This is a genomic window from Streptomyces sp. S6, assembly GCF_054880855.1.
In genome coordinates this window covers 1-10,570 of the sequence record NZ_JBTYMC010000232.1, presented here as the reverse complement: position 1 = coordinate 10,570, position 10,570 = coordinate 1, and the positions used below count along the sequence as shown (strand labels likewise).

Genomic DNA, 10,570 nt, shown 5'->3' with positions numbered 1-10,570 from the left:
CGCCTGGTACGCCCTGATCGCCACGGACGACGACGACACCAACACCCGAGCCTCCGCGGAAGCGGAAACGCACCGCGTCTGGTGCGTCCGCTCCGACGACGCTCGTTCGTGGCGACGGGGGCGATCTTCGGGGCGGTGGACGTGGTGACCGTCGCGTTCGCGGACGAGCGGGGCCACAAGGCCGCGGCGAGCCTGGTCCTCGCGGTGTACGCGGCCGGTTCGTGCGTGGCGGGGCTGGTGTTCGGCCTGATGCGCTTCTCCGGGCCGCCGGGGCGGCGTTGGCTGCTGGGCGTGCTGGCGATGGCCGTGAGTATGATCCCCCTCCTACTGGTCGGAAACTTGCCGTTCCTGGCCGTGGCGCTCTTCGTCGCGGGTCTGTCCATCGCTCCCACGATGATCACGACGATGTCCCTCATCGAAGAGCACGTACCACGCACGCAGCTCACCGAGGGCATGACCTGGATCAGCACCGGGCTCGCGGTGGGCGTCGCGCTGGGTTCCTCGGTGGCCGGCTGGGTGATCGACGCCGCCGGGGCGCGGGCGGGGTACGGGGTTCCGGCGGTGTCCGGGGCCGTCGCGGTCGTGGTCGGTTTCCTGGGGTACCGCCGGCTCAGCAAGCCGGCTACGGGTCGGGGAGGCACCGTTGAGCAGCACAGCGAGCGGGAAGAGCGGCACGTGGCGTAACTGGGGAGGGAACGTCGTCGCCCGGCCCGCGCGGGAGGTCGAGCCCGCCTCGGTGGAGGAACTGGCCGCCGCCGTACGGCAGGCCGCCGAGGACGGGCTGAAGGTGAAGGCCGTCGGTACGGGGCACTCCTTCACGTCGATCGCGGCGACCGACGGTGTGTTGATCCGCCCTCAACTGTTGACCGGTATCCGCAACATTGACCGCGATGCCATGACGGTCACGGTCGAGGCGGGGACACCGCTCAAGAGACTCAACATGGCCCTCGCGCGCGAGGGTCTGTCGCTCGCCAACATGGGCGACATCATGGAGCAGACCGTCTCCGGCGCCACGTCGACCGGCACGCACGGCACGGGCCGGGAGTCCGCCTCGATCGCCGCGCAGATCACGGGACTCGAACTGGTGACGGCGGACGGTTCGGTCCTCACCTGCTCCGAGAAGGAGAACCCCGAGGTCTTCGCCGCCGCGCGAATAGGCCTGGGCGCCCTCGGCGTCGTCACGGCGATCACGTTCGCCGTGGAGCCGATCTTCCTGCTGACCGCGCGGGAGGAGCCGATGCCGTTCGAGAGGGTGCTCGCCGAGTTCGACGAACTGTGGGCCGAGAACGAGCACTTCGAGTTCTACTGGTTCCCGCACACCGGCTCCACGAACACCAAGCGCAACAACCGCAGCGCGGGTCCGCGCCGGCCGGTGGGCCGGGTGAAGGGCTGGGTGGAGGACGAGCTGCTGTCCAACGGCGTCTTCCAGGTGGCCCAATGGGTCGGCCGGGCGGTGCCGGGAACGGTCCCCGCGATCGCCCGGGTCTCCAGCAAGGCGCTCTCCGCGCGGACGTACACCGACATCCCGTTCAAGGTGTTCACCTCGCCGCGCCGGGTGCGGTTCGTGGAGATGGAGTACGCCGTCCCGCGCGAGGCAGTGACCGAGGTGCTGCGCGAACTGAAGGCGGTCGTGGACCGTTCGGGGCTGCGGGTCAGCTTCCCCGTGGAGGTGCGGACCGCTCCGGCCGACGACATCACGCTGTCCACGGCGTCCGGCCGCGACAGCGCGTACGTCGCCGTCCACATGGTCCGGGGCACGGCCTACCAGGCGTACTTCACGGCCGCCGAACGCATCTTCACGGCGCACGAGGGGCGCCCGCACTGGGGCAAGGTGCACACCAGGGACGTGGAGTACTTCGCGCGCGTGTACCCGCGTTTCGGGGAGTTCACCGCGCTGCGGGACCGGCTGGATCCGGATCGGCTGTTCCAGAACGACTATCTGCGGCGGGTGCTGGGGCAGTAGCGGACGGGCTCGGCGCGGGCGTCGCCTCACCGGCGCCCGCCGTCGGCGAGGGGGTCGCGCTCGGAGTCGCCTCCGGCGCCGACGGGGTGGGCGCCGTCTCGTGGCCGGGAGAGGCCGAGGGCGCGGTGGAGTCACGGGAGGGCGTGCTCTTCGGGGCGTCCTTCGGGGTCGTGGAAGAGTTCCCGGACGGCCGGCTCCGGCCGGAGACCGCGTCGCTGACGGTCGTTCCCCCGCCGCCGCTGAAGCTGCTGCCGGACGCCAGTTCGTAGGCGGTGATGCCGGTCATCGTGACGCCGAAGACGAGAACGGCCGCGACGACGGGCCGCCGCAGCCCTCTCCCCCGCGCGCGGTGCACCGTTCCCGCCGAGTACTCGCCCGGCGCCGGGGTCCGCTCCGCGACGGCTGGCGCGGTCGCCTCGCGCAGTTGCTCGCCGGTGCGCTTGAAGAAGTGCTGGAAGAGCGAGCCGCCACAGGTCGCGATCACGCTGACGACGCCGGCCCCGAGGATCGTGCCGTACACGCCGAAGGACGAGGCGAGTTTGGCGGCGAGCACCGCGGCCAACGCGCTTCCCGCGACCTGTGGAACGTTGAGATCGGGCCTTTCACGCATGCCGGTACCTAGCCTGCCTTTCCCCTGCTCGATTAATGATTGATCACCTATCCACTCAAGAAGGGGACGTCAGGACGAAAGCGATAGTTCCGATTCCGGATGATCCGTGAAGTACGCCACGTTCAAGATCCCGAAAACGGGGGGAAGCACGGCCAAGTCGCACCTCTTGCGAGAAGTTGAGGGGCGCGGCAATCCACGCACGTGGCCCAAATGGAGTACTGTTGCGAGCCCTGGGCCCGGCCTCCCTACAGGGTGTCCGGGGCCTTGCTGGACCGCCAGGAGGGGAACCAGTTGCACAGGGTGACGGGATCAGTCACTTAGCGTGGCGAATAGGTAACCGTGCCATAACGGCGATCCAGGGCCCGTGCCCGACACGCCGGGCAACTCGGCAAGGTTGTGGCAGGCTGCACCCGGGCAGGCCACACTCGACTAGCGGAAGCAGCGACGCACGTGACGTCGGCAGGCACCACCCGGGAGGTCCCCATGCCCGAACTGCGGGTCGTGGCCGTCTCGAATGACGGAACACGGCTGGTGCTCAAAGCTGCCGACTCAACGGAGTACACACTCCCCATCGACGAGCGCCTGCGCGCGGCCGTGCGCGGCGACCGCCCCCGGCTGGGCCAGATCGAGATCGAGGTGGAGAGCCACCTCCGCCCCCGCGACATCCAGGCACGCATACGCGCGGGCGCCACCGCGGAAGAGGTCGCGCAGCTCGCCGGTATCCCCGTCGACCGCGTCCGCCGCTTCGAGGGCCCCGTCCTGGCCGAGCGCGCCTTCATGGCCGAGCGCGCCCGCAAGACCCCCGTACGCCGCCCCGGTGAGAACGCCGGCCCCCAGCTCGGCGAGGCCGTCCAGGAACGGCTGCTGCTGCGCGGCGCCGAGAAGGACACCGTCCAGTGGGACTCCTGGCGCCGCGACGACGGCACCTGGGAGGTCATGCTGGTCTACCGGGTGGCCGGCGAGCACCACTCCGCGAGCTGGACGTACGACCCGCCCCGCAGGCTCGTCCAGGCCGTGGACGGCGAGGCGCGGTCCCTGATCGGCGAGTCCGACGACCTCGCCGCGCCGGAGCCCAGCTTTCCGTTCGTCCCGCGGATCGCGCGGCTGCCCCGGGACCGTCCGCTGGACCGCTCCCTGGACCGTGAGCGCCCCGCGCTGCCGGCCCCGTCCGCCGAGCCCGCCGAGGAGGCGGTGGCCGAACGGGACTCGCTGACCAGCCTGCTGGAGGCCGTGCCGAGCTTCCGGGGCGACATGGTCGTGCCCGAGCGCCCGGCGGAGGACGCCGAGGAGACCGAGCAGGAGGCCGAGGTCGAGGAACCCCCGGCGCCCGCCGCGTCCGCCGGCTCCGCCTACGCGGACGTCCTCATGCCGCGCTCCGTGGGCAGCCACCGCGACCGCCTGATCGGCGCCACCGACCGCCAGGCCGAGGCCGACGGCGTCCGCCCCGGCCGCCGCGCCGCCGTGCCGAGCTGGGACGAGATCGTCTTCGGGACGAGGCGCAAGAAGCAGGAGTAGTCCGCGGCGCGCGTGCGCCCACGGGGACGGCTGTCCCGACCGGGCGACTGTCGCGCGCGCACGCCTGCCCGCCCGCAGAGTCGGTGATGCCGCCCTGGGTGTGATGCGCGTCCACGCCCCCGTGCGCCTGAGGGTCCGTTGCGGACGGGTCCCACGCGGGGGACGTCGCCAGCCAGCAGATGGCGAGGCCTTCGTCCGGATGCCCCGCGACGGGAACCCGGCCCCGACGCCGGTGTCTTCGGCGCACGGGGACCGGCCCGCCCTTCGCTCTCACCCAACCGCTCGCCGGCCCGCTCGTCCTACTGCGGATCCGCCCCCACCGCGACCGGGCGGGACGGGTCGGAGGACCACTCGGACCAGGAACCGACGTACAGGGCCGCCGGGATGCCGGCCACCGCGAGGGCGAGTACCTCGTGCGCCCCGGAGACGCCCGAACCGCAGTACACCCCGACCTCGGCGCCGCCGGCGGCTCCCAGCGCCCGGAAGCGGTCCGTCAGCTCACCGGCGGGCAGGAAACGGCCGTCGGGGCCGACCGTCTCGGTCGTGGGCGCGGAGAGGGCGCCCGGGATGTGACCGCCGACGCGGTCGATGGGCTCGACCTCTCCCCGGTAGCGTTCCCCCGCGCGGGCGTCGAGCAGGACACCGGAGCGGGCGAGGGCGGCGGCGCCGTCCGCGTCCAGGAGGCCGGTCCTGCCGGGGACGGGCGCGAAGTCGCCTTCGGCGGGCGCGGGCAGGTCGGCCGAGAGCTCCCCCTCCCAGGCCGGCAACCCTCCGTCGAGGACCCGCACGTCCGGGTGACCCGTCCAGCTCAGCAGCCACCACGCGCGCGCGGCGGCCCAGCCGTGTCCTCCGTCGTACACGACCACCGGGGCCGACGCCGAGACACCCGCGCGGCGCATCGCCGCGCCGAAGGAGTCGAGGTCGGGCAGCGGATGGCGGCCCGAGGCGCCCGCCGCGCCCGCCAGTTCACGGTCGAGGTCGACGAAGACGGCCCCCGGGACGTGTCCCGTGGCGTACGCGGCGTGGCCGTCGAAGGGGGGCTGACCCGCCGTCGGGACGCTGAGCTGCCAGCGGACGTCGAGGACCACGGGCGGGTGGTTTCCGGCCAGTTCGGCCGCCAGCTCGGATGCGGAAATGATGGCGTTCATGGCGCCCATCCTTGCGCACGGGGTGGCCCCGCCGCCCGTGTCCGGCTACTCTGCCCGCCGGGCAGGCTCGATCACCAGGTGTACGGGATCGGGCACACCGAGTACAGCCGATCAACAGTTGACGGCAACACTTGACGGCAATCAATGCGAAACGGGTGCGTCATCAACGTCCCCTCGTGGCGGCGCGCTCCGGGACGCGGGGCCGCGCGGGTGGTGCGAGCATCGGCACGGGGGTTCCAGGGCGGAACGACACGGCCACCGCGAGGGGCCGAGGAGAGAGTGACGATGACCGAGGCACGGGGTTCGGACCGGCACGGCGAGACGCACGGCCGGTACGCACCCGGTACGCCCTGCTGGGTCAGCCTGATGGTGCACGGGCTGACGACGACGGAGGAGTTCTACCGCGAGCTGTTCGGCTGGGAGTTCACCCCCGGACCACGGCAACTGGGCTCCTACGCACGTGCCTTGCTCGACGGGCGTGACGTCGCGGGCATCGGGCAGTTCCCCGCGGGCCGCCCCCTCCCGGTCGCCTGGACGCCCTACCTCGCCTCCGACGACGTCGACCGGGACGCCGAGCGGGTGCGGCTGTGCGGCGGGACCGTCGGGGTGGGCCCCCTCGACGCGGGCGACACCGGCCGCCTCGCCATCTGCTCCGACCCCTCCGGCGCCGTCTTCGGCCTCTGGCAGGCCTCCGCGCACCTCGGCACGGGGCTGACGGGCGTCCACGGCACACCCGCCTGGAACGAACTCCTCACGTACGACACGGAGACCGTCACCAAGTTCTACGAGACCCTCTTCGGCTACGACGCGGACTCCGGCGACGACGCCGTCACCCTCCGCCTCGACGGCCGGCCGGTCGCCGCACTCCACGCCCTCGGCCCCGCCCTCCCCCGCGACCGCGGCCCCCACTGGCTGACGTACTTCGAGGTCACCGACACGGACGAGGCCCTGTCCCGGGTGACGTCCCTGGGCGGCCACGTCGTCACCGCCCCCGAGGACACCCCCCGGGGCCGCACCGCCACCCTCTCCGACCCCGAGGGCGCCCGCTTCGCCGTCCTCCAGCACACCCACTGACTCTCGGCTCGCCGACCTCCCGGTGCGGGCGCACGATGGTGTCATCTGCCGCTCCAGCGCACCGGGAGGAGCGATGCGACGACGTACCGCGCCTTTGCTGATCTGTCTGCCGGCGGTTTTCACGCTGGCACTGGTACCGGGGTCGTCCGACGGGAAGGTCGGGGACACGCTGAGTCTGACGGGTACCTCGGGCGGGGAGAAACTCGATGTGACGGTGGTCAAAGTAGTGGACCCCGCGCATGCGAAGGACTCCTTCTTCGCGCCGGACCCCGGAAACCACCTCGTCGCCGTCCAGTTCCGTCTGAAGAACACCGGCACGGCCGTCTACAACAGCTCGCCGTCGAACAGCGCAGATGTGATCGACCAGGACGGCCAGCGTTTCGACACGGCCTTCTTCTCCGACACCACGGCCGGCGCCGAGTTCCCTGGGATCATCAACGTCCTGCCCGGGAGCACCGCCCTCGGCTACCTCACCTTCGAGGTACCGGACGCCTCGCGTGTGGTCACCGTCCAGTTCGCCATGAACAGCGGCTTCTCCGACGACGTCGGCGAGTGGACGGTCTCCGCTACACCGCCTGAACCGGCAGCACATCCGGCGACAGCGCAGCCGCTCTCGCCGACGCCGCCGTCATCCTCCGTCGATGATGCCGCCGGCACAGCACCTCGTACCCGATGGTGTCCGCCTGGTTGACGTCGCCGACGACGACCTGGGCGCCTTCGACGACCATGACGCCCCCGACCGTGCGGGCGTTGTGGGTGGCGCGGGCGCCGCACCAGCACAGGGCCTCGACCTGGAGCACCTCGACGCGGTCGGCGAGTTCGACGAGCCGCTGGGAGCCGGGGAAGAGCTTGGAGCGGAAGTCTGTGGTGATGCCGAACGCGTAGACGTCGAGCCCGAGATCGTCGACCACGCGCGCGAGCTGGTCGATCTGCTCCTCGGCGAGGAACTGCGCCTCGTCGGCGATGACGTAGTCCGCGCGGCCCCCGTGGGAGAGGTGGTCGACGAGGTAGGCGTACAGATCCTGCCCGTCCTGGATCTCCACCGCGTCGGTGACGAGGCCGAGCCGGGAGGAGAGCTTGCCTCGGCCCGCGCGGTCGTCACGACTGAAAATCATCCCTTTGAGCCCGCGGGCCGATCGGTTGTGCTCGATCTGGAGCGCCAGGGTCGACTTCCCGCAGTCCATGGTTCCGGAGAAGAACACCAACTCGGGCATGACGGGGTGCGCACCTTTCGGCGAGAGGGTCCCACAGAGGGGCGGAGAATCGGTCGGAATCGATCAGGAGCGTACTTCGAGCAGCGGGACGAACTGCTCAGCAGGGGTCATCGACCCGTGGTTGCCGACCATCGCGGACTCCTTCGGCTCCCGCTCGGAGGCGATGATCAGCACGTCGTCCCGCGCGGCGGCGACGACGTCGCCGAGCCGGTCGTGCACCCGCTCGTCGACGTGCGGACCGAACCACCCGGCGGCGATCGCCTCCTCGCGCGAGGCCACCCAGAACTGCTCGCCGAGGACCTCGCGCCAGCAGGTCAGGACGTCACCCGCGGCACCGGGCACGGCGTACACGTGCCGGGCACGCCCCTCGCCGCCGAGGAGAGCGACCCCCGCGCGCAGTTCCCAGTCCTCGTCGAAGTCGATGCGGTGCTGTTCGTCGAAGGGGATGTCGACCATGCCGTGGTCGGCGGTGACGTACAGCGCGCTGCGCGGCGGCAGTTGCCCGGCGAGCCGCTGGACGAGCCGGTCGACGTACATGAGCTGGCCGCGCCAGGTGTCGGAGGCGATGCCGTAGCGGTGCCCGGCGCCGTCGAGTTCGGCGTAGTACGTGTAGACCAGGGACCGGTCCCCGGCGGCCAGTTGGGCCGCGGCGAGGTCCATGCGCTCCTCGCCGGTCAGCCGTCCGTGGAACGTTCCTCCACTGAGCGCGATCTTGGTCAGCGGGGTGTTCTGGAAGGCCGGCGAGGAGACCTGGGCGGTGTGCACACCGGCGGCGTCGGCGAGCTGGAAGACCGTCGGGTAGGGCTGCCAGATGTCGGGGGCCGTCCAGGGCTGCCAGCGGAGCTGGTTCATCAGCGCGCCGGTCGCGGGGTCGCGGACGGTGTAGCCGGGCAGGCCGTGAGCGCCCGGCGGGAGGCCGGTGCCGACGGAGGCCAGGGACGTCGCGGTGGTGGCCGGGAAGCCCGCGGTGAGGTGCCCCGCGGAGGCCGCGAGGAGGCTGTGCAGGTACGGCGCCTCGTCCGGGTGGGCCTTGATCTGCTCCAGTCCGAGGCCGTCGACGAGGAAGACGCACACGCGGTCGGCGGGGACGAGGGAGGCGATCGTGGCGGTCTGTCCGGGGACGCCGAGTCCGGCCGCCACGGTGGGCAGCAGGTCGGCGAGGGAGCCGGTGCCGTAGCGCGGGACGGGCGCGGAGTCGACGCGGAGGGGTTCGGGGTGGTCCCAGGGGGCGAGCTGGGACATCAGAGGGCCGCGGTCGCCTCGGAGAGCGACTGCGCGAAGGCGAGCGCCTGACGCACCGTCTCCGGGCCGTCGCCCGCCTCGCTGACGCGCAGACTCAGGTCGTCCGCCGTCGAGTTGCCCGTGTAGCCGTGGTCCGCGTCGCAGTTGGGGTCGCCGCAGGCGGCGGGCTCCAGGTCGATGCGGGAGACGGCGCCCCAGCCGATCGTGAGCATCACCTCGCGCGGGAGCGTGCCCGGCGCGTACGACTCCGGGTTCGCGACGACGCGGCTGACGACGACGGAGGAGATCCGGCCGAGCTTCACGGACTCCGTGGAGGTCGTCGCGTACGGCGTCGGCGACGTCGTGTCGGCGGCCTGTTCGTCGGTGTGGCTGACGATGAAGCGGTTGCCGGTGAGCACGAGGACGGTCACGTGCCTGCGGACCTCGTTCTGGTCGAACGTGGTCTCCTGGTGCACCAGGTACGACCGGATCGGCTCGCCGCCCACGGCGGCCTCCACCGCCTCGGCCACGAGGGCCGGGTAGTAGCCGCTGCGCTCGATCGCCGCGCGGAGCCCCTGGGTCGTCGTACTGGTCTTGGCCATGCCCTCCATCCTACGGGGACCCACTGACTGCGAGGCACCCCGCACGGGGCGGCGAGGAGGCGTTCAGTAGGCGGGCAGGGTGCGCGGGCCGAGGTCGTCGCGGGCGGGCGGCGGGGCGAGGCGGACGGAGGCGCCGAGGACGCTCACACCGTGCGGGGCGACGACGACGGGTTCCAGGGTGACGGCGACGACCTCGGGGTGGTCGTCGACCAGGCGGGAGACGCGCAGGAGGAGTTCCTCCAGGGCCGGGGTGTCGACGGGGGTGGAGCCGCGCCAGCCGAACAGCAGGGGCGCTGTGCGGATCGAGCGCACCAGGGAGGTGGCGTCCCGGTCGGTGACCGGTACCAGGCGGTGCGCCATGTCGCCGAGCAGCTGCGAGGCCGCTCCCGCGAGCCCGAAGGACAGCACCGCTCCGGCGGCCGGATCGATCACCGCGCGGACGACGGTGTCGACCCCGCGCGGGGCCATCGCCTGGACGACGGGCCGCAGCTCCTGAGGCGTCCCGAACAGCTCGGTCAGTTCGGCGTACGAGCGCCGCAGCTGTTCCTCGTCCGCGAGGTCCAGGCGGACGCCGCCGAGGTCCGCGCGGTGACGCAGGTGCGGGGCGGTCGCCTTCAGGGCGACGGGGTATCCGAGGGCGCGGGCGGCCGCCACGGCGTCCTCGGGGGTCGGGGCGGGGACGGCCCGGCGGACGTCGATGCCGTAACTGCCCAGGAGTTCGCAGGTCTCCTCGGTACCGAGGGTGAGGCCCTGCCCGCGCGCGAGGAGGCCGTCGATCATCCGCGCGGCACCCTTCTCGTCGATGTCCTCGTACTCGGGCACCCGCCCGGGGTCCGCCGCCTCCCGCCGCCACTGCGCGTACTTCACAGCCTCCGCCAGCGCCCGCACGGCCCGTTCGGCGGCCGGGTAGGCCGGGATGAGGCGAGGGCCCTGCGGGGGCGCGAGAGGGGCTTGTGCGGCTTTGCCGGGGGACGACGGAACGGGGTGCAGGGTCCAGGCGGCGGCGGAGGCGTTGGGCGGGGTGCTCGCGCGGGTGTGCGGGGGCGGCTGGGGCGCGAGTGTCGCGGGTGCGGGCCGTGGAGCCGGACGAGGCTCGGGAGCCGGGGCGGGGGTCCTCCACCCTCCCCAACAACTCCGGCTCCAGGTCCTTGTAAGACGTCACCCGCTTCAGAATCGCCTGCCACACCGCCCCGGTGTTCTCCGACGGCCAGCCCAACGCCCGG

General features: G+C 72.3%; 9 protein-coding genes and 3 pseudogenes. 5 read left to right on the top strand and 7 right to left on the bottom strand.

Annotated features, from left to right (window positions below; genetic code table 11):
• Together ACVNF4_RS25910 and ACVNF4_RS25905 are read left to right on the top strand one after the other, a co-directional pair.
• Positions 1-684, top strand: a 684-nt coding sequence (locus ACVNF4_RS25910; protein ID WP_461805284.1) for an MFS transporter, incomplete at its 5' end; no start/stop codon positions are given.
• Positions 644-1,963: a D-arabinono-1,4-lactone oxidase gene (locus tag ACVNF4_RS25905; protein ID WP_461805283.1), complete on the top strand. Its 1,320-nt coding sequence runs from the start codon at positions 644-646 to the stop codon at positions 1,961-1,963. The genes ACVNF4_RS25910 and ACVNF4_RS25905, both read left to right, overlap by 41 nt.
• Here the strand turns inward: ACVNF4_RS25905 and ACVNF4_RS25900 are convergent.
• Positions 1,887-2,573: a hypothetical protein gene (locus ACVNF4_RS25900; RefSeq protein ID WP_461805282.1), complete on the bottom strand. Its 687-nt coding sequence runs from the start codon at positions 2,571-2,573 to the stop codon at positions 1,887-1,889. The genes ACVNF4_RS25905 and ACVNF4_RS25900 overlap by 77 nt on opposite strands.
• A 483-nt stretch (positions 2,574-3,056) precedes the next feature.
• On the opposite strand from ACVNF4_RS25900, the gene sepH reads away from it, so the two are divergent.
• Positions 3,057-4,088: a septation protein SepH gene (gene sepH, locus ACVNF4_RS25895; RefSeq protein WP_461805281.1), complete on the top strand. Its 1,032-nt coding sequence runs from the start codon at positions 3,057-3,059 to the stop codon at positions 4,086-4,088.
• Between the two features lie 299 nt (positions 4,089-4,387).
• On the opposite strand, the gene ACVNF4_RS25890 is transcribed toward sepH, so the two are convergent.
• Entirely contained in the window at positions 4,388-5,236 is an 849-nt protein-coding gene (locus ACVNF4_RS25890) for a sulfurtransferase (protein ID WP_461805280.1), read from the bottom strand.
• A gap of 285 nt (positions 5,237-5,521) precedes the next feature.
• Between ACVNF4_RS25890 and ACVNF4_RS25885 the strand changes: the two genes are divergently transcribed.
• Together ACVNF4_RS25885 and ACVNF4_RS25880 are read left to right on the top strand one after the other, a co-directional pair.
• Complete coding sequence (locus tag ACVNF4_RS25885) at positions 5,522-6,310, top strand: VOC family protein (RefSeq protein ID WP_461805279.1); 789 nt, start codon at positions 5,522-5,524, stop codon at positions 6,308-6,310.
• Between the two features lie 73 nt (positions 6,311-6,383).
• Positions 6,384-6,839, top strand: a pseudogene (locus tag ACVNF4_RS25880) (DUF4352 domain-containing protein); the annotation flags it as partial.
• 37 nt (positions 6,840-6,876) lie between these two features.
• On the opposite strand, the gene ACVNF4_RS25875 reads toward ACVNF4_RS25880, so the two are convergent.
• The 5 genes and pseudogenes from ACVNF4_RS25875 to ACVNF4_RS25855 all read right to left on the bottom strand — a co-directional run.
• On the bottom strand, positions 6,877-7,524 hold the full coding sequence (locus ACVNF4_RS25875; RefSeq protein ID WP_461805278.1) for a thymidine kinase: 648 nt from the start codon (positions 7,522-7,524) through the stop codon (positions 6,877-6,879).
• A gap of 63 nt (positions 7,525-7,587) precedes the next feature.
• The gene (locus ACVNF4_RS25870; RefSeq protein WP_461805277.1) at positions 7,588-8,766 is read right to left on the bottom strand and encodes an alkaline phosphatase family protein; all 1,179 of its coding nucleotides are present in this window, start codon (positions 8,764-8,766) and stop codon (positions 7,588-7,590) included.
• Positions 8,766-9,356, bottom strand: coding sequence for a DUF5998 family protein (locus ACVNF4_RS25865; RefSeq protein ID WP_187752602.1), 591 nt, complete (start codon positions 9,354-9,356; stop codon positions 8,766-8,768). Before ACVNF4_RS25865 ends, ACVNF4_RS25870 begins: the two co-directional genes overlap by 1 nt.
• 54 nt (positions 9,357-9,410) lie before the next feature.
• Positions 9,411-10,376, bottom strand: a pseudogene (locus ACVNF4_RS25860) (acetate--CoA ligase family protein); the annotation flags it as partial.
• 82 nt (positions 10,377-10,458) lie between these two features.
• Positions 10,459-10,570, bottom strand: a pseudogene (locus tag ACVNF4_RS25855) (DUF3097 family protein); the annotation flags it as partial.

Coding starts and splice junctions, on each gene's coding strand:
- ACVNF4_RS25900 (WP_461805282.1), bottom strand. CDS start 2,573: ATGCGTGAAAGGCCCGATCTCAACGTTCCACAGGTCGCGGGAAGCGCG.
- sepH (WP_461805281.1), top strand. CDS start 3,057: ATGCCCGAACTGCGGGTCGTGGCCGTCTCGAATGACGGAACACGGCTG.
- ACVNF4_RS25890 (WP_461805280.1), bottom strand. CDS start 5,236: ATGAACGCCATCATTTCCGCATCCGAGCTGGCGGCCGAACTGGCCGGA.
- ACVNF4_RS25885 (WP_461805279.1), top strand. CDS start 5,522: ATGACCGAGGCACGGGGTTCGGACCGGCACGGCGAGACGCACGGCCGG.
- ACVNF4_RS25875 (WP_461805278.1), bottom strand. CDS start 7,524: ATGCCCGAGTTGGTGTTCTTCTCCGGAACCATGGACTGCGGGAAGTCG.
- ACVNF4_RS25870 (WP_461805277.1), bottom strand. CDS start 8,766: ATGTCCCAGCTCGCCCCCTGGGACCACCCCGAACCCCTCCGCGTCGAC.
- ACVNF4_RS25865 (WP_187752602.1), bottom strand. CDS start 9,356: ATGGAGGGCATGGCCAAGACCAGTACGACGACCCAGGGGCTCCGCGCG.